Origin of the sequence: Campylobacter hyointestinalis subsp. lawsonii, from assembly GCF_013372165.1 — a bacterium.
Lineage (GTDB): Bacteria > Campylobacterota > Campylobacteria > Campylobacterales > Campylobacteraceae > Campylobacter > Campylobacter lawsonii.
Window position 1 is genome coordinate 802,739 of record NZ_CP053828.1, and the last position, 22,721, is coordinate 825,459.

A 22,721-nucleotide genomic window follows, 5' to 3' on the forward strand; every position below is an offset into this window, starting at 1 on the left:
CTTCCTTTTTTATAAATATCTTTTTATGGCGGCGCGAGCTTCTAAATCTGCCTCTTTTTTCTTTATCGCCTCTCTTTTATCATGTAAATTTTTACCTTTTGCAAGAGCGATGGTAGCTTTTACTATATTTTTACTGCTAAGATACAGCGACAGAGCGACTATAGTAAGTCCTTCTGTGCTTACTTGACCAAATAGTTTATCTATCTGCCTTTTATGCATAAGAAGTTTTCTAGGAGCTCTTTCGTCAGGTTTAAAGTGCATATTTGTGGTATTAAGATGGCTTATGTGAGCATTTAGCAAAAATATTTCACCGCGAATTATGCGCACGAAACTATCTTTTAAATTTGCTCTACCGGCTCTTAAGGCTTTGACTTCGCTACCTTTTAGCACAATTCCAGCTTCAAAAGTTTCAAGTATGGTGTAGTCGTGAAATGCTTTTTTATTTCTTGCTAAATCTTTTGCCATAAACTCTCTTTCTATAAGGTTGGTGATTATATCAAAAAATGATAAAATATTTTATAAATTTACTGCTTTTGTTCTTTTAATGTTACACTAAAATCAGAAGTTTAAAGGCTTAAAGTAACGTAAAACTTATAATCACTCAAATATCTAGTACTAAATTCATTTTAAAATAAATTTAGTGCTTCCACTTCCGCTTAAAAACTCGTTTTGCTTAACGATTAAATTTGGATAAAGTTGCAAGCAAGGTCTTAATAAGTCGTTTAATTCATAATTTTGGTATGAATGTAAAATCTCATTTGAGCTAAGTTGTTCTAAATTTTTAGCTAAGTTTATATCAAATTTGAAAAAGTTTTGTCTAAATTCTCTAAACACTTTTGGAGTAGAGCAGAAAATATCGCTTGTTATAATCCCTAAATTTGGTACGTCATCATAGAAGTTTTCTACTATTTCACCAATTCCGCTGACATTTGCACTTTTGAACTCACTAACAAAAAATGCAACGTCTGCGCCTATATTTTTGCTGATTTTCATAAGCTTTTCTTTTGGTATTTTTAAATTTAACTCTTCATTTGCTAAATTTAAAAAAGCCGCTGCGTTAGAGCTTCCACCACCAAGTCCGCCACCACAAGGGATCTTTTTTATGAGCTTTACTTGATGAGTTGTAAAAAATTCGTCTAGTTCATTTTTAAAGCCTAAGTTTTCTAGGGAAATTCTTGCTTTTTTGATGATATTTTCTGGTATGTGGTCATCTTTGATGAACTCATCTGTTGTTTTTTTTATAAAATTTATCTCATCATATAATTCTTCAAATAGCACAAAACGCGAGATTATCTCATGGTAATCCCCACGAGTTCCTATTATTTTTAAAAATATATTTAGTTTTGCGTAACTTCTCATTTTTGAAACTTTTTACTTAGTTCATCAAGCGAATTTTTACCAGTTGCACTAGCTTTTTGGTTTGAGATTGCTACTTCACTCACTAGTTCGCTTCTTAAAATAAGAATGCTTTTAGGTGCTTCTATGCCTATTTTTACGCTATTTTTTGAAGATTCTATTATTTTGATCTCTATATCTGCGCCAATTTGCACGGCTTCACCATTTTTTCTAGTCAATATAAGCATTTTTTACCTTATTTAAACGATATGAAATCACGCCGTTTTTTATCTCGATTATGCTAAAAAACTCATCAAATTTAACCAAATAAACCCCATCTGTCTTTATGCTAAACTCAAAAACTTCTAGCTTTTTGCCATCTTTTATATTTTTTGGATTACCAAGATACGAGTTTGTTTTTAGGCTAAGAAATTTAGTAGGATCTAGCTCTTTTTCATTTTCATAGACGAACTTTCCCTCACTTACTCTTTTTAATGCACTTAAAGTTGCATTTACGCCTAGTTTTTTAGCAAAAATCTGAGCATAAGATCTTATATAAGAGCCTTCGCTAACGCTTAGACGAAGTGTTAAAAACGGATGTGAATAGTTTAAAATTTCACAGCTAAAAATCTGCATTTCGCAAGGCTTTAGCTCAAATTTCTCATCTTTTCTTGCTAGTTCATAAGCCCTTTTTCCGTCAATTTTTTTTGCACTAAATTTAGGCGGGATATACTTTATATTTCCTAGTAAATTTGATCTGACTATCTCTAAACTCTGCATAGAAAATGGTTTTAAAACATCGACTTTTGTTATGTTTTCATTATCTAAACTTTCACAAAATGCCCCTAGCCAGATAGTTGTTTCATATACTTTTGGAGACTTTGCTAGGTAGTTAAAAAGCCTTGTATAATTTCCAAATGCCACTATCAAAACTCCACTTGCAAAAGGATCTAAAGTGCCAGAATATCCTGCTTTTTTTACGCCGTATTTTCTTTTTAACCTGCTTAAAAAATAGTTACTAGAAACAGCGGTTGGTTTATTTGCTACAAATAGTCGCTCTATCACAGTACTTTTTCCACAAAACTAGACATTATATCTTTGACGTTTCCGCCAAAATTTATTCTAAGCTTAAACTCTGATTTGACCTTTGTTACTTCCATAACTCTGCCTATACCAAAAATCTTATGTTTGATAAGATCACCTTTTTTAAATTCATTGCTACTTTCTATGACAAGTGAGCCTTCGCATAGTCCAGCTTCGCTTAAGAATCTTGATTTATTAAGTCTAGTTCTTTGTCCTTTATAAAAGCGTGAGTTTGAATATGATAGGTTAAGCCCACTTTTTGCTCTTGTGATGGCGACATACGCAAGGCGTCTTTCTTCTTCGATATCGCTTCCATCTCCGATAAGTGGAAAAAATCCCTCTTCAAGCCCGATGACAAAAAGATGCTCAAACTCAAGCCCTTTGCTAGCATGAACGCTCATTATAGAGATAGCGTCATCGCTAATTCTATCTTGTTCGCTTTGCAAAGAGAGTTCATTTAAAAACTCTTCTAGCTCAAAATTTGGTGAGTTTAGAATTTGATCTTTTAAAAGTGCGTAAAATTCGTCTATATTTGCTACTCTATCGACGCCATCAGGCATATTTTTATAGTATTCTTTTATACCAAAACTCTTATCTAGATCGCTTAAAAGATCATAAGGTGTTTTATCTTTTAGATCTCTTAGTGAGTTTGCAAAATCTAGTAAATTTAAGCGTAGTTTTTTGCCTACTACATCATCGTCTATCATATATAAAGCGTTGTAAATAGAGGTCTTGTTCTCATAAGCAAATTTTTCCAGCTTTGCAAGACTTACTTTTCCAAGTCCGCGTTTTGGTCTGTTTATGACTCTATTTAGTGAAAAATCATCATTTGGATTTAATACAAGTCTTAGATAAGCGACTATATCTTTTATCTCCATTCTTTCATAAAACTTTACTCCGCCAACCATTTTATATGGGATTTTGGCTTTATTTAAGCCGTCTTCTAAGCTACGAGATAGAGCATTTACCCTATAAAGTATGGCGATCTCATTAGCTTTTATTCCGCTAGAAAGTAGCTTTGTGATATGCTCTGATATGACTTTGGCTTCTATATTTTCGTCTGCGTTTTCTATGATTAAGATAGGATTAGTATCTTTTTTGGTGCTTATAAGCTTTTTGCCTAAACGACTTCTGTTGTGGTCTATTAGATCATTTGCAGCTTTTAAGATAGATGGAGTTGAGCGATAGTTTTCTTCTAGTTTTACTAGTTTGACATCTTTAAATTGATCTTTGAAATTTAGTATATTTTCTATCCTTGCGCCACGCCAACCATAAATGCTTTGATCATCATCTCCGACTACAACTAAATTTTCGTGTGTTAAGCAGAGTTTTCTAAGGAGTTTGTATTGTAAATCGTTTGTGTCTTGATACTCATCTACCATTATATATTGATATCTATTTGATATTTGGGTTGCTAGTTCATTATTTAAACTAAGGATTTTATAAGTTAGCACTAAAAGATCGTCAAAATCGACGAGATTATTTGATGCTAGATACTCTTCATATAGCTTATAGGCATTTGCTATTTTTTCATAATTATCTTTTGTAAATTCATTTTCTGCGCTTAGTTTTGAACTATTTAAAATATCTTTTTCGCTCAAAAGCAAGTTCTTATATCTAGAAATTTCGTTTGAGATAATAGAAGCTGGAATATTTGTTTCTATATCTTTTATGATCTTTTTTTTATCATCAGAATCTATGATAACAAAGTTGTTTTTTCTACCTAGTTCGTTTATGTAAAACTTTAAAAACAAAAGCCCAAATTTATGAAACGTACAGAGTAGGGGCGCACATGGTAAATTTGTATTTAGTAAATTCATAGCTCTATTTTTCATAGTGCTAGCGGCTTTGTTTGTAAAAGTAAGGGTTAGAGTATTTAAAGGGTCTATGCCTACTTCACTTATGAGATAAGCTAAGCGTGAAGTGATTGTTTTTGTTTTGCCACTCCCTGCACCTGCAAGGATAAGCATCGCACCATCTATATGAGTAGCAGCGTCTCTTTGAGCTTCATTTAAAGAATCTAATAAATTATCCATACTATCATTTTCGCTTTTAAATTTAAGTATTTCATTATATCATAGTTAAACTTTTAAACGTTTTAATACATTAAGGATAAAAATCATCTTGTAATTTTATATATAATTTGTTACATAACTAAACACAATATTTAATATAATAGAGATAAATTGTCAAAATAGTTATTTTAAAACTAAATTTTAAAGCTATGGTTATATAATTGTCAAAAAATATAAGGATAATTGATAATATAAGGGATAAATATGATTAATGAATTTAACAAGATCTACACTTTTATGGCTATAGTAAAAGAAAGAAGCTTTTCTAAGGCATCGCAAATCTTGGGTATTTCTCAGCCTGCTGTTACTTTGCAGATAAAAAAGTTAGAAGAGATGCTTGGGGCTACTCTTATTATGAGAAAGAAAAATGGTATTATCTTGACAAAAGAGGGTGAAAAGTTTTATAAGCTTTGCTTGAAATTTGAAGGTGCTATGTTTAGATTTAAAGAAGAGGCTGGACATATCAAAGATGCGAAAACTCCGATCGTAGTCGCTACGGATGTTTTATTAGGAGAGACTGTTTTGCCTATGATGCTTGATAAAATTTGTGATATAGCAGATAGTAGTTTGGATATAAAGATTACCGATCATACAAATTTGCTTCCTTATTTGCTAGATAGAAGATGTGATTTTGTTTTGATGGCTGATAAAATTTATAACGAACAGCTCGTGTTTAAAGAGCTATTTGAATACAATGTCGTCCTTGTATCAAATTTCAAACAAAATTTAGCTATAAAGATCAACGATCTAGAAAAACATCTTTTTATAAAAGATAGAACAAAAACTTTTATAAATGCATATTTTGATCAATTTGGCATAGACTATGAAAACATTCCTACTGCTTATGTTATAGACGGTTCTATAGCGGTAAAATCAGCTATTATGAATAATAAAACAAAAGAATATTTCGCTTTTTTACCTAAATTTATAATAGAAAAAGAGCTAGAAAACGAAGATATGTTTTTAGTAGAGATAGAAGATGTAAAGATAGTAAGAAAGATATATATAGCAGGGCTTAAAGAGAACGAAGATATAGTCGAAAAATTAGGAAATATGGAAATTACTATTGTTTGTTAAAAAAATCTCTATTTTTTGGATTAGACATAAAAATATGCTTTGATTTTTGTGTCTTCATCTCATTTGATTTTTCTTCATATACTGCAAAATTTATTAGTATAGGGCTTTCTTCTATAAGTATTTGAATTACAGCGCCAAGTGGTATGGTAACTAAACTAGCAAAGTTTTCATTGCCAAATCCAGCTTCAAAATTAATATGTTTTTGTGATAAATTTGCACTATCTAATGTATATCCACCAAGAGTAAATAAAACAACCGGGGCGCTTAGATTTTTATTTATATCTTCAGGGAGATTTGGTTCAAATTTAGTGTAATTTATATTTGCCAAGATAGAAAATGTTATGTCTTTTCTTAAAAGATACTCTAAACACTCATATACATGCATTTTCATAAGTGTTGCAAACTCTTCGTTTTTTAAAATATTTTCTATCATAATACTTCCTTTTTTTAAATTGTGATAAACTCATCTACTAATTTTTTTATCTCATTCATTCCTATATCCCAAAACTCTTCTTTGTTTATATCAAAACCAAACATTGCTACCATATCTTTTGGACTTTTACTTCCACCTAGGCTTAAAAATTTGGTATAAATCTCTACAAAATTCTCGCATTTTCCACTCTTATATAGACCAAATAGAGCCAAAACAAGCAATTGAGCATAACCATAAGCGTAGCAATAAAATGGAGAATGAATAAAATGTGGTATATAACTCCACCAAATTTTATAATAATCATTTAAAACAAGACTATCTCCAAACATCTTCTTACTCTCTTCAAGCCAAATTCTATTTAGCTCATCGCTTGAAATTTCGCCATCATATGAGTGAATGCGACGCTCAAAGGTTGTGAAGTTTATCTGTCTATAAAGTGTAGCGAAGATATCTTCTATTTTGCCAGCTAGCAAGGCGACTCTTTGCTCTTTTGGAAGGCTATTTTTGATATATTCAAAAACCAGCATTTCACAAAATACTGACGCCGTCTCGGCCGTAGTTAGCGGTGTGTGAGAGCTTAGATACCCAACACTATAGCTAAGATATTGATGAATTGCGTGTCCTAGCTCATGAGCTAGAGTAAAAACGTCTCTTCTTCTATCAGTATAGTTTAAAAGCACAAATGGATGAGTATCGCTACTAGCAGAGTGTGAGAAGGCTCCGCTTTGTTTATTCTCATCTGGATAGACATCGCACCAGTTTTCATCAAACGCTTTTTGGGCTAAATTTCCAAATGTAGGACTAAAATCAGTAAATGCTTTTAAAACTATATCTTTTGCCTCTTTAAAATCAAATTTTGCATCATCATTAAGTGGGGCGTATCTGTCGTAGTCATAAAGCTTTTCATAGCCTAAAATCTCGCGTTTTTTATTATAGAATTTAGAGACTAAATCGAAGTTTTCTTCAGTTACTTTTATGAGTGAATCTACGCCTGATTTATCTATTTGGTTGCTTTGGTGACGTGGAGTTTCTGGAAATTCGTAATTTCGCAGTTCGCATTCGTTTTTTAGATCGGTTTTTATCATATTGTAGATAAAGGTCAAAAGATGCTGATTTTTACCTAAAGTATCACTAAGAGACAAGGCGGCTTTTTTTCTTATCTCTCTATCTTTATCATACATTTTTGAGAGAATTTCTTCTTCGCTTAACTCTTTATCTTTAAATTTAAATTTAAGTTTTGCCATACTTTCGTCAAATAGTCTTGAAAATGCGTCTGCACCTGTATTTGAAGTGCGAAGTAGTATTCTTTCCTCAGCTAGGCTTAGTTGATGAGGTTTATTTTTCAAGCTTAGCTCTAAATAGTAGCTGTACGGCTTACAAAACTCTATGAAAATATCTTGTTTTTCTTTTGAAATTTGATTAAATTCAAGCATAAAAAACAGCATTTTTTCTTCTATCTTCGTGCAAATTTCTTCATATTTTGCTAAAAGCGCACCTTTTGAAGTATCTTTTGCGAAGCTGAGCTGCGCGTAACTCATAATCTTATTTAAATTGCAAGTGATATCTTCATACTCTTTTATCGCAAGTAAAAAATCATCTGGATTTAGATCATTTAAATTTGAGTTGTATGTTTGATTAAATTTAAGTGCTTTTTCTTCCGTGATTTTAGAAAATTTATCAAGTTCATCTAGGTTTTTAAAAAATATAGTCAGATCCCAAGTCATAATATTCCTTTAATTTAAAGAAAATATTATATCAAAAAAGAGTAAAAAAAGGAATTGCAAATTATGCAAATCCTTTAAATTTAATTCTTAGAAGCTATAGCTGTAAAAAGTACATCGGTTGAACTGTTTAACGCGGTCTCGACTGAGTCTTGAATGACTCCGATTATGAATCCTACTGCTACTACTTGCATAGCTATGTCGTTGCTTATACCAAATAGCGAACAAGCAAGCGGTATAAGCATCAAAGAACCTCCAGCCACCCCGCTAGCTCCACACGCTCCTATTGCGGCGATCACGCTAAGTAAAAGGGCGTCTAAAAAGCCTATTTGGATATTTAGCGTATTTACAGCACTAAGTGCTAAAACGGCTATTGTTACAGCAGCTCCAGCCATATTTATAGTTGCTCCTAGAGGAATAGATATAGAGTAGAGTTTTTCATCTAAATTTAACTTTTTGCAAAGATTCATATTTACAGGGATATTTGCCGCACTGCTTCTAGTGAAAAATGCAGTGACCGCACTCTCTTTTACGCAAGTCATTATGAGTGGATATGGATTTTTCTTTGTTACAAAATAAACTATGAGAGCATTTACCACAAATGCTACAAAAAGCATAGTGCCCACCAAAACAATAAGAAGTTTAGCGTACCCGCCAAGCGCAGCAAAACCAGTTTGAGCCACACTAATACTAACAAGACCAAATATACCAAATGGCGCTAGGCGAATTATAAATTTAACCACCTTAGTGATGCCATCACTGATATCTTTAAACATTTTTTTTGTTTCTACAGCGCAGTGGCGAAGAGCTATACCCATACCTATAGCCCAAGTAAGAATTCCTATATAATTTCCTGTGCTTAGAGCATGAACTGGGTTATCTATCATTTTAAAAACAAGATCTTTTAATACGACTATTATGCTTTGTGGTGCTAGAAGTTCGGCATTGTTTGTTTGGAGAACTAAAGTCGTTGGAAACAAAAAGCTAGCTATAACAGCACAAAGAGATGCTAAAAACGTACCTATGAGATATAGAACAATGATCTTTTTAAGTCCATTTGCATTGCCAAACTCTTTTATTATTATAGAAGATGATACTAGTATAAAAACCAAGATAGGAGCTACTGATTTTAGTGTGCCTACAAACAAACTTCCTAGTACAGACATACTATTTGCGATAGAAAGAGCAGTTTGATTGCCTGAGTTTGCTATAAATCCAAGCACAGCACCAAGCACTATGCCGATTATTATTTGAAGTATTAAGTTGCCATCCATATAACGTTTTGTTATGCTTTTAAGCATTCCCATTTTAACCCTTTTTTTGTATTTATTAAATTAAGGCGTTTATTATAGTTAGATTGTTATTAAATGAAAATTAAATTTAGTAGGCATTGTCAAAATATGAGCTTTTTATAGAAAAACATTAATCTGCATTTCAATTTTTGTATGTTACAATCTGCCCCAAATTTATAACAATAAGGATTTTAAATAATGTATCTATTTACAAGCGAAGTTGTAAGCCCCGGACACCCTGATAAATGCGCAGATATCATCGCAGATAGCATAGTTGATGCAATACTTAAAAAAGATCCAAATGGTCGCGTTGCAAGTGAAATTTTTGTCGCTGGAAAACACATCGTAATAGGCGGCGAAGTAAATGCTAAGGTTGATTTTACTCATCAAGATTATAGAAATATCGTAAAAGAAACATTAAAGAAGATAGGATATAACGGAAATCCGTATTTTACAAGAGCTCAATGTTTGCACCCTGAAGACATTGAAGTAGATGTATTTTTAAATCAGCAAAGCCCCGATATCAATCAAGGAGTCGATCAACAAAGCGGTGAAATCGGTGCTGGAGATCAAGGCATAATGTTTGGATTTGCTTCAAGTGAGACTGAAAATTTAATGCCAGCGGCGATAACTTACGCAAGAATGCTTTGCGATAAAGTTTATGAATACGCTCTTAAAAACCCTGATAAATTAGGCGTAGATATAAAGACTCAAGTTACAATAGACTATGGCACAAAATCAAATTTTGAAAATTGCAAACCAGAAAAAATCCACACAATAGTAGTTTCCGCCCCAAGTGTTGAAAGCTTAAAAATAGAAGAGGTAAGAGCCCTAATCCAAAGCTTAATAGACGACGCAGGACTACCAAAAGAGCTTTATGACAAAGATAAAACCATAATCTACATAAATCCAACAGGCAGATATGTAAATCATAGCTCACTTCACGATAGTGGTCTAACAGGCAGAAAATTAATCGTAGATAGCTTTGGTGGATACTCACCAATCGGCGGTGGCGCTCAAAGTAGCAAAGACTACACAAAAGTCGATCGTAGCGGTCTATACGCAGCTAGATGGATAGCAAAAAATATAGTCGCAGCAGGTCTTGCTAAAAAGTGTATAGTCCAGCTAAGTTACGCTATAGGTGTGGCGAAGCCTGTTAGCGTGAGCGTGGATTGTATGGGAACAAACAAGAGTTTAAATGATGATGAACTATCTAAATTTGTTTATGAGAACTTTGCCTTAACTCCAAAGTGGATTACAGATAAATTTGGACTAGACAAGCCTAGTAAAGATACATTTTTATACGCTGATGTAGCAGCCAAAGGTCAGGTTGGAGTCTCTAGCTATCCATGGGAACAGCTAGATGCTGTAGAACTTTTTGAAAAATTAAAATAACTCTAAATTTAGCACCTTTTTTTGGTGCTAAACCATTAAAAATTCTAAATAATAAATTTTATTAATTACTTAGCTAAATTTAAACTAAATTATCATATAATGCGCCATATTATTTATCAAGGAAAGATATGGTTAAAATAGCAATCTTGCTACTATTTTTATCTATTTCATTTTTAAATGCCAAAAAATTGCAAGTCATAGCAAGCTTTAACATCATAGCAGACATAGCAAAAAACGTAGCAAAAGATAGCGCTGATGTGCAAAGTCTTACGAAATTAGGTACAGAAATTCACTCATACGAGCCTACCCCAAAAGATATCTTAAGAGCTAGAAAAGCAGATATCGTGCTTTTTAATGGGCTAAATTTAGAAACATGGCTTAGTAAATTTTTAGATAGAACACAAAAACCAAGCTATGACGTAAGTAGCGGAGTTAGCGTGATATACGCAGACGAAAATTCACTCATACCAAATCCTCACGCTTGGATGAGCCTTAAAAATGGTGAAATTTACGTAAGAAACATACAAAAGATACTTTCTAGGCACGATCCTAAAAATAGTGAAATTTATGCTAAAAATGCAGATGAGTATATACAAAGATTACGGAATTTAGATATTTTATTTAAAAATATGCTTAGCAGAATTCAAAATAGATATCTTGTTACTAGCGAGGGAGCTTTTAGTTATTTGGCTAGGGATTATGGCTTTAAGGAGCTCTATATATGGGGTATAAATAGCGATGAAGAAGGGACTACAAGGCAGATAAAAGATCTGATAGATAAAGTAAAGTTTTATCAAATTCCAGTTATTTTTAGCGAAAGTACCATCAGTCCAAAACCTGCTAAAACAGTCGCAAATGAAAGCGGTGCTAAATATGGTGGTGTGCTTTATGTAGATAGTCTTAGCAAAGATATCAATACGTATGAAAAAATGTTAGAAACTACGATTTTAACCATAGAAAGCGGATTTAAAGATGCAAAAAATTAGTCTAGAAGTATCAAATTTAAATGTCAAATATGCAGATCTTACGGCGCTAGAAGATGTAAATTTTAAACTAGAAGGTGGCAATATATGCGCACTCATCGGGACAAATGGAAGTGGAAAATCCACTCTTTTTAAATCCATAATGGGAGTCATAAAACCAAAAAACGCTTCTATAAAAATTTGCTCTTTAAGCCTTAAAGACGCTATAAAAAAATGCTTGATAGCCTATGTTCCTCAAAATGAAGAGATAGATTTTGATTTTCCTATAAGTGTTTGGGAGCTTGTGATGATGGGTAGATACGCTCATATGGGTTTTTTCAAAAATCCTAGTCAAAAAGATGTCCATATCGTGAGCGAAGCTCTTAAAAAAGTAGATATGTATGATTTTAAAGATCGTCAAATATCAAAGCTTAGTGGCGGACAAAAAAAGCGTATATTTATAGCTAGGTCTTTAGCGAGCGGTGCAAAAATAATACTACTTGATGAGCCTTTTAACGGCGTTGATGTTAAGAGTGAAAGTATGATATTAGATCTTCTTATATCTCTTAGATCAAGCGGTCATCTCATACTCATCTCTACTCATAATCTAGGTATGGCGGCGCAGTATTGTAACAGAGCTATCTTGCTAAAAAGAAAAGTTTTGGCATTTGGATTTACGAATGAAGTTTTAACTCCGCAAAACTTAGGTCAAATTTTTGGTGGAAGTCTTAGGTATTTTAAGGTTGAAGTTGATAATATGAGTTGTAATATAGCTCTCATTAGTGATGATGAAAAACCACTTATAATGGTAGATGAAAAGGTGCAAGATGGAATGGTTAATAGAGCCTTTTAGTTACGTTTATATTTTAAAAGCACACTTAGTCAGTCTATTTTTATGTGCATTTTGCGGGTTTTTATCATCTTTTTTGATACTAAAATCATACTCATTGTTAGCTGACGCTCTTTCTCATAGTATAACTCCTGGTATAGTCATAGCTTACACGACTAGCTTTTCTTACACAGCTTCTAGCTTTTTGTGCGGACTTTTTGCACTTTTTAGTATGGCTATAGTCTCAAAAAGTTCGAAACTTAAAACAGATACGATAATAGGCATAGTTTTTTCATCATTTTTTGCTTTAAGCTTATTTTTAGTTTCTATATTCGCTATCCCAGTTAAGCTTGAAAGTCTGTTTTTAGGAGATATCTTAAGTCTTGAAGATAGTGAAGTTTTTGAGCTTGCTATTTTGCTTGGATTGCTTTTTTGTTTTGTTTTATTAAGCTATAAAAAGATTAAATTTATATTTTTTGATGAATTAGGCGCATTTGTAGCAGGATTAAACGTGGGCTTTTATAAGATTATGTTTTTTATTTTGCTATGTTTTTGTACTGTAGCAAGTCTAAAAACAGTAGGAGCCGTGCTTGTCACTGCTATGTTAGTAGCACCTGGAGCTAGTGCTTTTATGATAAGTAAAAAATTTGATAAGATAGTCTTTTTAGCGACTATATTTGCTGGTTTTAGTGGATTTTTTGGTGTGTATTTAAGCTATTTTTTAGATACTTACGCTTCGGCTATGATAGTTTTAACTCAGCTTTTTATATTTGCCTTGTGTTTTATTTATAAAAGGGTTGTTTATGATAGAGTTTTTGCTTGAACCTTTAAGATATGACTTTATGAGAATTGCTTTGTATCTAGCATTTAGTATATGTGTAGTTTGTGCTGTTTTGTCTTGTTTTTTAGTGCTAAAATCATACTCTTTATTAGGGGACGCTTTGTCGCACTCTGTAATGCCTGGTATGATAGTGGCTTACTCTATAGGTTTGCCACTTGGCTTTGGGGCGTTTTTGTCTAGTATAGTTTGTCTTTGGCTTATAGAGTTTTTAAAAGAGCGTAGCGGACTAAGAAGTGATGCCATAACAGCCATTTGTTTTACGGGATTTTTCGCACTTGGACTTCTGCTTTATAGTAAAGTAGAAAGCCCGCTTCATATACATGAAGTTTTATTTGGAAATCTTTTAGGTGTTAGTAAGAGCGATATACAGACTTCAGTTGCTATTTTTGGCATGGTTTTAGTATTTACCTTGCTATTTTTTAAGAGATTTTTTGCGGTATTTTTTGATGAAGTAAATGCTTTATTAGTTGGTATAAATCCTAAATTTTATTATTATTTGATGCTTTTGTTGCTTAGTTTTGTAGTGGTTTTTGGTTTTAGTGCAGTGGGTATAATATTAGTCGTTGCGATGCTGATACTTCCTGGAGCTGCAGCATTTTTGATAACTAGCAAATTTTGGCTTATGCAGATAGTTTCAGTAAGTTTTGCTTTGCTTAGCTCATTTTTTGGTATCATAATAAGTTTTCATAGTGATACTAGCACTCAAGCATTGATAGTTTTATTTCAAACTCTATTTTTCATTTTATCTTTGATATATTCTAAATTTAGGGCGTTATGATCTTGCTAGGGCTACCATTTACGCTATGATAAATGGTAGTATTATACTTATAAGCGTAGTATTTAAGCAAAATTTCTTGTAAAGTTGGCTCTGTTGATGGGACAAACCAGCCGTTGTTTGTGATGGCTATTACGAATTTAGGATTGTTCGCATAAATTTCATCTCTAGTAGCTTCATAGCAGATCGCATTTCTGATCTTTACGCCACCTATCTCATAATCACTTATCTCTTTTGCGGCTCCAAAATCCTTATTTCCGTTAAAAAATATTTTGTTTATGAAATTTGTAGCAAATTTTGGAAGCGGAATTTCTTCTCCAAATGGTACTAATATGACTTTATCTAGTCTTTTTACGTCTCCGTTTAAAAACAGATAAGTCGAGTTATAAGAAGTGCCATTTTCATATCCTAAAGATCCAGTTACTATGCTTATTTTTTTAGATTTTTCTTTTAGATATTCAAGAAGCTCTTTTTGATGATCTAAAAATAGCGCGAACGCACTTTCTGGTAAGACAACTAAAGATGCGTTTTTATCTATGGCATTATCTATGATTTTTAAATTTTGAGATATAAGCTCGTCTTTATAGTTTCTCTCCCATTTTATACTTTGAGGTATTTTTGTATTTGCTAATTCTACTTTAAAAGGTAGTAAATTTGGTGTTTTTTTATCTAAATTTATATTTATGAGTAAAGCACAGATCAAAACTGCTACCCCGTATCTAAATTTAATCATACACACTAGACCTGTTAAAACAGCTGCTAAAGTCCAAATTTGCGGTTTAAAGATCGTATCTACAAATATCAACTCAAGATTGAACCAATTAAAATTAAACGGATAAAAATATCCAAGCAATACAAGTAAAGATGCTCTGATAATTAAATTTGAAAAATATCCACATACTAAAAATATAAAAGCATATATAAATCCTATACTCAAAATTTCTACTGGTATCAAGTACCAAAAACCATAATAAATAAGGCTAAAGCTTATCCAGTAAAACCATAAAATTCCACTAAAAAATCCACTCCAAAACCAAATTTGCTTATCTGATTTGAGTAGCAAATACAGACCAAATATCGCTAAAAAGCAGCCTACAAGGCTAAGATAGCTTATTTCAAATATGGATAAAAAAATGAAAATCGAAAGTAAAGTTGCAACTCCAAAGCCTTTTATTATAAAATTTAAGGTAAAATAGTCTCTTAAATTTTTTTTACCAAAGGAAACCCATGCAAGAAGGAAATATTTTAACTTCATTACTACCTCTAGTTGTGTTATTCGCAATTTTTTATTTTTTAGTTATCAGACCTCAACAAAAACAGCAAAAAGCTCACAAAGCTATGCTTGAAGCACTTGAAAAAGGCGATAAGATAGTTACTAACGGCGGTCTTGTTTGTGAGGTTGTAAAACCAGAAGATGATTTTATCAAAGTTAAGCTTAATGATGAAGTAATCGTTAGAATAGATAGAAACTTTGTTGCAAAGAAACTAGACAAAATCGAGAAGAGCGATGCGAAGAATAACTTATAGGCTTGTTATTTTTATTCTAGCTTTGATATTTGGACTTGGCTTTTCTATGCCAAGCTTCCTTCAAACACAGGGCGGACATAAAATCAGCTTAGGTCTTGACTTGCAAGGCGGATTACATATGCTCCTTGGCGTACAGACCGATGAAGCTATAGCTTCTAAGGTAAAATCAGTAGCTTCAAGTATAAAATATTTTACAAATAAAAATGATATTTTGGTTGATGAGCTAAAAGTCGATAAAGAAAAAGTAACTTTAAAGATATTAGATATCGATGAAGCTAAAAAAATAGATGAGATGTTAAAAGATATAAAAGGTCTTTCTATACAAAAAGATAATCTAGTTTATACTATATCTTTAACCGAACAAGAGAAAATCGATACCGCAAAGTATGCGATAGATCAAGCAGTAGAAACCATTAGAAATAGACTTGATCAGTTTGGTCTAGCCGAACCGACTGTCGCAAAACAAGGGGAAAATCAAATCCTAGTCGAGCTTCCTGGTATCAAAACTATGGAAGATGAGCAAAGAGCAAAAGATCTTATAGCAAAAGCGGCTCATTTGCAGCTTATGGCGCTTGATGAAAAACGTCAAGATCAAGCAAATAGCATAAGCGAAGCTGAGGCTGAAGCTTATGGCGATATTCTTTATCCAGATGTAAAAAATCCTAAATTTAAATACCTTATAAAAGATATACCGGTACTTGATGGCAGTATGCTAGTTGATGCTAGGGTGGCGTTTGATAATAAAACAAATTCTCCTATCATAAATTTCACTTTAAATGCTGAAGGTGCTAGGATCTTTGGGGACTTTACAGGTTCAAATGTAGGCAAACGTCTTGCCATAGTACTTGATGGTAAAGTTTATTCAGCGCCTGTTATAAATGAAAGAATAGGCGGTGGAAGCGGTCAGATAAGTGGTGGATTTAGTGTAGAAGAAGCTCACGACGTAGCGATAGCTCTTAGAAGTGGTGCGCTTTTGGCTCCTGTAAAATTATTAGAAAAAAGAAGTATAGGTCCTAGTCTTGGTCAGCAAAGCATAGATCAAAGTATGGTAGCTCTTAGCGGTGGTGCTATATTAGTCATTTTATTTATGATGATAGTGTATGGTTTAGCAGGCGTTCTTGCAAATATAGCTTTGGTTGTAAATATACTTATTTTGATAGGAGTTATGGCTTTATTTGGAGCTACTTTAACACTTCCTGGTATGGCAGGAATACTTCTTACTATAGGTATGGCAGTCGATGCAAATGTTATCATAAATGAACGTATTAGGGAGCTTTTAAAATCTGGAAAGAGTGTTTATGTGAGTATAGAAAAGGGCTATGAAAATGCTATGAGCGCTATAATTGATTCAAATTTAACAACTCTTATCACTTCTATCGCGCTTTATGCTTATGGAACAGGGCCGGTAAAAGGCTTTGCTGTTACTATGAGTATAGGTATCATAGCTTCTATGCTTACTGCTATTTTAGGAACTCATGGAATGTTTGAAGCTCTTGGTAAAAAGATAGAAAAAAGCAAAAGCACGGTTCTTTGGTTTGGTTATAAGATAAGAAAGGCAGACTAATGCAGATATTTGATAAGGGAAAAATTTATGATTTTATGGGCAAAAGATGGATATTTTTTGCTCTATCTTTTATAATGTTTTTTGGTTCTATCTTTTTGCTTACAACAAGAGGCTTAAACTATGGTATCGACTTTGCTGGTGGTACATTGATACAGATAAAATATGATAACATCGCACCTCTTGATGAGATAAGAGCTAAGCTTGCTACTAATGAAACTTTAAAAAATGCAAATGTAACGGAGTTTGGATCTGCTAAGGAGATAACCATAAGATACGCTGGAAGTAGCGATAGTCTAGGAAATGATCCTGCGACTACGGTTTCACGTATTCTTGCTGATACTGGTAAATTTGAAGTAAGAAGAGTAGATATCGTAGGGCCAAAAGTAGGTAGCGAACTTAGGCAAAAAGGCATTATGGCAGTAGCTGTATCGCTTGTATTGATTCTTGTATATATAGGTTTTAGATTTGAGTGGAGATTTGCTCTAGCTGCTATTTTTAGCGAAATTCACGATGTAGTTATCACACTTGGTGCAATTAGCTTGTTTATGATAGATGTAAATTTAGATACTCTTGCGGCGATTTTAACTGTTCTTGGATATTCATTAAATGATACTATTATCATATTTGATAGGATTAGAGAAGGTATTAAAGAAGACCATTCTATAAAATTAACAGAGATTATAAATGAGTCTGTATCTCTAACTCTGCCAAGGACTATTATGACTTCTGTAACTACACTTTTAACTGTTTTAGTGCTATTTTTCTTCGGTGGAGATATGATACACGGATTTTCTATTATTATGATAGTTGGTATCATCATAGGAACTATAAGTTCTGTGTTTATAGCAGCTCCAATGCTTGTTTGGTTTAAATTTAATGTTGAGCGTTATAGAGTTCATCTTGCAGAAAAAAATCGCATAAAAAAAGAAAAAGAAAAAATACGTGCTATGTATGAAAAAGGCACAGTTTGAAAGGTGGCAAATGAACTGGGGTAAGGTAATATATACATTTTTTGCTCTTATGAGCTTAACTACTACGGCTGGATTTTTATATGATAAAAATGAGATTGCTCTTTTTATAGCAGCTAGCATAAACCTTATTTCTACGCTTCTTAAAATAGGTGTTAGAAATATGCTTTCAGCCGAGCTTTTTGCTAGTTCTTTGGTGGCTGATTTGCACTTGATACCTGCTTTTATATTTTTGGTGGTTTCTGGAAATATGACCGTTGTCTATTCTTTAGCTATAGGTGGAATCATAGCAAATGTATTTTCTATGTGCTTACTGCTTACTGAAGCAAATAAAACAAGAGATGAATTCTAAGGAATATTATGGAATATAATGCTAAAAATATAGAATACAAATGGCAAGAAATTTGGAAAAAAAATGGTTATGCAGAACCAAAAGACGACTATACAATGCCAAAAAAATATATACTTTCTATGTTTCCATATCCTAGCGGTAGGCTTCATATGGGTCATGTTAGAAACTATAGTATAGGTGATGCGCTTTCAAGGTACTATAGAAATCAAGGCTTCAATGTTCTTCAACCGATCGGTTTTGATAGTTTTGGTATGCCAGCAGAAAATGCAGCAATAAAGCATAAAATTCATCCTAAAATTTGGACTTATGACAACATAGATTATATGACAAAAGAGCTTGACGCTTTGGGATTTAGCTTTTCTAAAAAACGCCTTTTGGCTACAAGTGATCCGCTTTATACAAAATGGGAACAAGAGTTTTTCATAAAAATGTATGAAAAAGGGTTGGTATATAGAAAATCAGCCGTTGTCAATTGGTGCGAGAGCGACCAAACTGTTTTGGCAAATGAACAAGTTGAAGATGGAAAATGCTGGAGATGTGGTAATGAAGTGGTGCAACGCGAAATGCAAGGATACTATCTAAAGATCACTGACTATGCAAAAGAGCTTTTAGACTGCTTAGAAACGCTAAAAGGCAGATGGCCAAATCAAGTTTTAACTATGCAAGAAAATTGGATAGGCGAGAGTTTTGGACTTGAGTTTGAGTTTAAATTTGATGATGAGAGTAGAACATTACTAGATGGAATAGATGGTTTTAAGGTTTTCACAACTCGCCCAGATACTATTTATGGAGTAACTTACGCAGCACTTGCACCAGAGCACGCAGTCGTAAAAAAACTACTTGATAAAGATCTTTTAAGCGATGAAGCGTCTATAAAACTAAGATCTATTTTAAACCAAAGTCCAAAACAAAGACAAGCTAGTGATAAAGACGGCGTTTGTTTAAATTTAAATGTTATTCATCCTTTAACAGGTGAAAAAATTCCAGTATGGTGCGCGAATTTTGTCTTAAACGAATACGGCGGTGGTGCAGTGATGTCAGTACCTGCACACGATGAGAGAGATTTTGATTTTGCTAGTAAATTTGGTTTGCCTATCAAACAGGTTATAAAAGCAGACTCATTGCCTTATCCTGAAAAAAATAGTACGTATATAAACTCAGATCTTATAAATGGTATGCATTATGATGAAGCTTTAGAGTTTATCATTTCTAAATTTGAAGAGCAAAACTTAGGTAAAAGAGTTACGAATTATAAGCTTAGAGATTGGGGGATTTCTCGTCAAAGATACTGGGGTGCGCCGATCCCTATGGTGCATTGTGATAAATGCGGTATCGTAACTGAAAAGCTTGAAAATTTACCTATTTTACTGCCTGAGGATGTGAGTATTACTGGTGAGGGAAATCCGCTAGACAAGCATCCAAATTTCAAAAATTGTAAATGCCCTAAGTGCGGCGGTGAAGCTAAAAGAGAAACCGATACTATGGATACATTTTTTGAAAGTTCGTGGTATTTTGCAAGATATGCAAGTGATGAGAAAACTTGGGAAAAAGTAGCTTTTGATAAAAAAAGCGTTGATTATTGGATGAATGTAGATCAATATATCGGTGGGATAGAGCACGCCATACTTCATCTTTTATACGCTAGATTTTTTCAAAAAGTTTTAAGAGACCTTGGATATTTGCGTGATAGCGAGCCTTTTGCTAGTTTATTAACTCAAGGTATGGTCTTAAAAGACGGGGCTAAAATGAGTAAAAGCAAGGGCAACACAGTTGATCCAGATGAAATTATCGCTAGATATGGTGCTGATACTGCAAGACTATTTATACTTTTTGCAGCCCCACCGCAAAAAGAACTTGAGTGGAATGATAGTGCTGTTGAGGGTGCTTTTAAATTTATAAATAGACTTTGTGATAGAAGCGTAAATGCTTATAAAACAGAGCAAATTCCACTTATAAACCACTTAAATTTAAATAAAGATGAAAAATATGCAAGACTAAAAGTCTATGAAGCACTTAAAAAATCAAGCGAAGTTTTTGAGAGTAGCTTTACTTTTAACACTTTAATCGCAGCTTGTATGGAGGCTCTAAATGCCTTAAACGCTCAAAACAATAAAGACGTATGGACAGAGGGCTACTATATCATCTTAAATTTACTAGAACCTATCATTCCACATATTTGCTGGGAGCTTAGTAGTGAGCTTTTTGGGCTTAAGAACTTTACAAAGATAGAGCTAAAAAATGAGGTTTTTGTTCAAGATAGTATAAATTTAGCCATAACAGTAAATGGAAAACGACGCGCTGAAATCGAAGTAGAAAAAAGCCTAAGTAAAGATGAAATTCTACAAATGGCTAAAAAAGAAGTTGAAAAATGGATCTTAGGCAAAGAGCTAATAAAAGAAATTTATGTGCCAAATAAGCTGATAAATTTGGTTATAAAGGACTAAAGTGAAGACGCTTTTAAATTTAATAGCAGTGTTTTTGCTAGTAGGTTGCGGATATAAGCCAGTTTCTAAGATCTCGCAAGATATCTTAGGAGATAGAATTTGGGTAGATGTTGTGATGAGCAAAACAGATCCACAAAATACGGTTGCTATTAAAGACAGCATTAGAGCAGGTATGATAGAAAGATTAGGCAAAGATCTAGCAGACAAAGAAGATGCAGATACTGCTATATTAGCAAGTATAAGATCTTTGAGTTTTAGTCCTATACTTTATGATCAATTTGGCTATGTTACTGCTTATAAAGCAAATTTAACTGTTTTATATAATGTTAAATTCTCAAACTCACAAACAAAAGATATATTAACTTCAGGTGAATATGACTTTAAGATAACAAAACGTGTTAAAAACATAAGATACACAGATAGCGTTATAAGCGATAAAGATAGATATGAGGCTATAAAAAATGCGTCTTCTGAAGCGTTTGGTGAGTTTATATCAAAATTAGCTATAGAGGGTTTAAAAAATGGCAAGTATAATTAATGAAGTTATAAAAGATGCTATAAAAGAGGCAAATACAAGGCATCTTGTATTAACGCCTGATAATTATATGAATGTATTTTGCGATATAGCAAATAAAAAAGGTGTGGTAGTAGAAGACTGCCAAAAGCTATCTAAGTTTATATCAAAACTTGACCCATCTTATCAAGCTCAGCTTAATAAGCTAAGTATAAATACCATAGATGAGCTTTTTGCTTTTATAATTTCAAGATTAAATAGGCAAAGTTCAGTAGATACAACAAAAGTATTTATTCTTCTTACAAAAAGGATTTTACAAAGCATTAGCTTATTGCATAACAAAGAAGCTAGAAATTTAGCAAACATTAGCCTAGAGACCATAGACAAAAAAGTAAGCGTAGAAAATTTGGAGATCATAAAAGATAAATGGTTTGATTTTGTAAGTAACTACGACGATAGCTATTTAAAACTTTTAGAGATGTATGGTGTGAAGCAAAGCGATGATCTACAAAAGATAATAAATACTCTATTAAATTCAAAAATAAGCGAACAAGAAAATCCTGAACTAGAGTCTTTAGCCGATCTGATGATAGCAGCCCTTGTTCCTTCCATAGCTTCAAGTATGAATGATGAACTAGCTGCTATCTGCGAAGAGATAAAAGCCAAACCAGAGCTTTTGCAAAGTAAAGCGATGCAAGGCGATATAAAAAAGATAATACTAAAGCGAGTAGAGTTAGACAAAGGCGAGTTTGCCCAAAAAATCGCTATATTAGATAATATTTTAAATGGTATAAATGATAAAATTATATACTTTATATCTATTTTTAACAAAAATCAAGCAGATGTTAGAAATATCAAAAACGATATAGAAAATATGAATGAAAACTCAGATTATACTTTGGTAAAAAATAAGCTATTAAATATCGCAGATACGCTTGATTTAGAGATTAGTGATCTTGTATCAAAGCTATCAAGCAATGAAAAAACTATAAAAGAGCTAAATGAACGAATACAAGATTTAGAAAATCAACTAAGTCAAGCAAATCAAGCTATAAAAAGCGATTTTTTAACCGGAGTAGGAACAAAAAGAGCCTTTGAAAGTGAGCTGATCCGTATAGAAGAGGCTTATAAAAGATATGGCATAGAATATTGCATCTGCTTTTTTGATATAGATCATTTTAAAAAAGTAAATGATAACTATGGACACGAAGCAGGGGATAAAGTCTTATCTGTCGTCGGTAAAATATTAAAAAAATACTCAAGAGATTTTGATTTTATAGCAAGATATGGTGGCGAAGAGTTTGTTGCTATCTTGCCAAAAACAAGCAAAGAAGGCGCAGTCTCTTTTGCAAATAAGATTTTAAGAAGTATATCAAGCTATAAATTTATGTATAAAGACCAAGAAATAAATTTAACGATTAGTTGTGGTATCTCTTCAAGACAAGATAATACGAGCGATACTGAGACTCTAACCAAATCAGATGAGATGCTATATCTAGCAAAAAATAGCGGTAGAAATTGTATAAAAGCCTGA

Annotated in this window: 22 protein-coding genes; 13 read left to right on the top strand and 9 right to left on the bottom strand. The window is 32.8% G+C overall.

Annotated features, from left to right (window positions below):
* Window positions 1-9: 9 nt before the first annotated feature.
* The 5 genes from smpB to CHLWT_RS04155 form a co-directional block, all read right to left on the bottom strand.
* Entirely contained in the window at window positions 10-465 is a 456-nt protein-coding gene (gene smpB / locus CHLWT_RS04135; RefSeq protein ID WP_112000348.1) for an SsrA-binding protein SmpB, read from the bottom strand.
* 156 nt (window positions 466-621) lie between these two features.
* Complete coding sequence (locus CHLWT_RS04140; RefSeq protein WP_112000349.1) at window positions 622-1,359, bottom strand: 4-(cytidine 5'-diphospho)-2-C-methyl-D-erythritol kinase; 738 nt, start codon at window positions 1,357-1,359, stop codon at window positions 622-624.
* Window positions 1,356-1,583 (bottom strand): carbon storage regulator CsrA, encoded by a 228-nt coding sequence (gene csrA, locus CHLWT_RS04145; protein WP_063998316.1) that lies wholly within the window; start codon window positions 1,581-1,583, stop codon window positions 1,356-1,358. Before csrA ends, CHLWT_RS04140 begins: the two co-directional genes overlap by 4 nt.
* A complete protein-coding gene (truB, locus tag CHLWT_RS04150; protein ID WP_112000364.1) occupies window positions 1,567-2,397 on the bottom strand; it encodes a tRNA pseudouridine(55) synthase TruB in 831 nt (276 codons plus the stop codon). Before truB ends, csrA begins: the two co-directional genes overlap by 17 nt.
* Complete coding sequence (locus tag CHLWT_RS04155) at window positions 2,397-4,454, bottom strand: ATP-dependent helicase (RefSeq protein ID WP_112000350.1); 2,058 nt, start codon at window positions 4,452-4,454, stop codon at window positions 2,397-2,399. The genes truB and CHLWT_RS04155 overlap by 1 nt, the downstream gene beginning before the upstream one ends.
* Before the next feature lie 243 nt (window positions 4,455-4,697).
* Here CHLWT_RS04155 and CHLWT_RS04160 point away from each other — a divergent pair, with 243 nt between their 5' ends.
* Complete coding sequence (locus tag CHLWT_RS04160) at window positions 4,698-5,570, top strand: LysR family transcriptional regulator (RefSeq protein WP_111975381.1); 873 nt, start codon at window positions 4,698-4,700, stop codon at window positions 5,568-5,570.
* Here CHLWT_RS04160 and CHLWT_RS04165 read toward each other — a convergent pair.
* The 3 genes from CHLWT_RS04165 to sstT all read right to left on the bottom strand — a co-directional run bounded on the left by CHLWT_RS04165 (window position 5,557) and on the right by sstT (window position 9,031).
* Window positions 5,557-6,003, bottom strand: coding sequence for a hypothetical protein (locus CHLWT_RS04165; RefSeq protein ID WP_112000351.1), 447 nt, complete (start codon window positions 6,001-6,003; stop codon window positions 5,557-5,559). The genes CHLWT_RS04160 and CHLWT_RS04165 overlap by 14 nt on opposite strands.
* Window positions 6,004-6,017: 14 nt before the next feature.
* Window positions 6,018-7,730, bottom strand: coding sequence for a M3 family oligoendopeptidase (locus CHLWT_RS04170; protein WP_112000352.1), 1,713 nt, complete (start codon window positions 7,728-7,730; stop codon window positions 6,018-6,020).
* 77 nt (window positions 7,731-7,807) lie between these two features.
* A complete protein-coding gene (gene sstT / locus CHLWT_RS04175) occupies window positions 7,808-9,031 on the bottom strand; it encodes a serine/threonine transporter SstT (RefSeq protein WP_111995674.1) in 1,224 nt (407 codons plus the stop codon).
* A 183-nt stretch (window positions 9,032-9,214) separates the two neighbouring features.
* Between sstT and metK the strand changes: the two genes are divergently transcribed.
* The 5 genes from metK to CHLWT_RS04200 all read left to right on the top strand — a co-directional run bounded on the left by metK (window position 9,215) and on the right by CHLWT_RS04200 (window position 13,821).
* Window positions 9,215-10,411: a methionine adenosyltransferase gene (metK, locus tag CHLWT_RS04180; protein WP_112000353.1), complete on the top strand. Its 1,197-nt coding sequence runs from the start codon at window positions 9,215-9,217 to the stop codon at window positions 10,409-10,411.
* Between the two features lie 128 nt (window positions 10,412-10,539).
* Window positions 10,540-11,397, top strand: coding sequence for a metal ABC transporter solute-binding protein, Zn/Mn family (locus CHLWT_RS04185; RefSeq protein WP_111985638.1), 858 nt, complete (start codon window positions 10,540-10,542; stop codon window positions 11,395-11,397).
* Window positions 11,384-12,226 (top strand): metal ABC transporter ATP-binding protein, encoded by an 843-nt coding sequence (locus CHLWT_RS04190; RefSeq protein ID WP_112000354.1) that lies wholly within the window; start codon window positions 11,384-11,386, stop codon window positions 12,224-12,226. The genes CHLWT_RS04185 and CHLWT_RS04190 overlap by 14 nt, the downstream gene beginning before the upstream one ends.
* Entirely contained in the window at window positions 12,201-13,025 is an 825-nt protein-coding gene (locus tag CHLWT_RS04195; protein ID WP_112000355.1) for a metal ABC transporter permease, read from the top strand. The genes CHLWT_RS04190 and CHLWT_RS04195 overlap by 26 nt, the downstream gene beginning before the upstream one ends.
* On the top strand, window positions 13,006-13,821 hold the full coding sequence (locus tag CHLWT_RS04200) for a metal ABC transporter permease (protein WP_063998306.1): 816 nt from the start codon (window positions 13,006-13,008) through the stop codon (window positions 13,819-13,821). Before CHLWT_RS04195 ends, CHLWT_RS04200 begins: the two co-directional genes overlap by 20 nt.
* Here the strand turns inward: CHLWT_RS04200 and CHLWT_RS04205 are convergent.
* Window positions 13,808-15,073, bottom strand: coding sequence for an apolipoprotein N-acyltransferase (locus tag CHLWT_RS04205; protein WP_112000356.1), 1,266 nt, complete (start codon window positions 15,071-15,073; stop codon window positions 13,808-13,810). The genes CHLWT_RS04200 and CHLWT_RS04205 overlap by 14 nt on opposite strands.
* Here CHLWT_RS04205 and yajC point away from each other — a divergent pair.
* Genes yajC through CHLWT_RS04240 form a run of 7 tightly spaced genes read left to right on the top strand, consistent with a single transcriptional unit; the run spans window position 15,046 to window position 22,721 of the window.
* Complete coding sequence (gene yajC / locus CHLWT_RS04210; protein ID WP_059433384.1) at window positions 15,046-15,345, top strand: preprotein translocase subunit YajC; 300 nt, start codon at window positions 15,046-15,048, stop codon at window positions 15,343-15,345. The two genes, CHLWT_RS04205 and yajC, sit on opposite strands and share 28 nt — an antisense overlap.
* Entirely contained in the window at window positions 15,326-16,909 is a 1,584-nt protein-coding gene (gene secD, locus CHLWT_RS04215) for a protein translocase subunit SecD (RefSeq protein ID WP_112000357.1), read from the top strand. Before yajC ends, secD begins: the two co-directional genes overlap by 20 nt.
* Window positions 16,909-17,880 (top strand): protein translocase subunit SecF, encoded by a 972-nt coding sequence (gene secF / locus CHLWT_RS04220; protein ID WP_112000358.1) that lies wholly within the window; start codon window positions 16,909-16,911, stop codon window positions 17,878-17,880. The genes secD and secF overlap by 1 nt, the downstream gene beginning before the upstream one ends.
* 10 nt (window positions 17,881-17,890) lie before the next feature.
* On the top strand, window positions 17,891-18,229 hold the full coding sequence (locus CHLWT_RS04225; protein ID WP_063998302.1) for a DUF6394 family protein: 339 nt from the start codon (window positions 17,891-17,893) through the stop codon (window positions 18,227-18,229).
* 8 nt (window positions 18,230-18,237) lie between these two features.
* Window positions 18,238-20,673: a leucine--tRNA ligase gene (gene leuS / locus CHLWT_RS04230; protein WP_112000359.1), complete on the top strand. Its 2,436-nt coding sequence runs from the start codon at window positions 18,238-18,240 to the stop codon at window positions 20,671-20,673.
* A 1-nt stretch (window position 20,674) separates the two neighbouring features.
* On the top strand, window positions 20,675-21,211 hold the full coding sequence (gene lptE, locus CHLWT_RS04235; RefSeq protein ID WP_112000360.1) for an LPS assembly lipoprotein LptE: 537 nt from the start codon (window positions 20,675-20,677) through the stop codon (window positions 21,209-21,211).
* Window positions 21,195-22,721, top strand: coding sequence for a GGDEF domain-containing protein (locus CHLWT_RS04240; protein WP_112000361.1), 1,527 nt, complete (start codon window positions 21,195-21,197; stop codon window positions 22,719-22,721). Before lptE ends, CHLWT_RS04240 begins: the two co-directional genes overlap by 17 nt.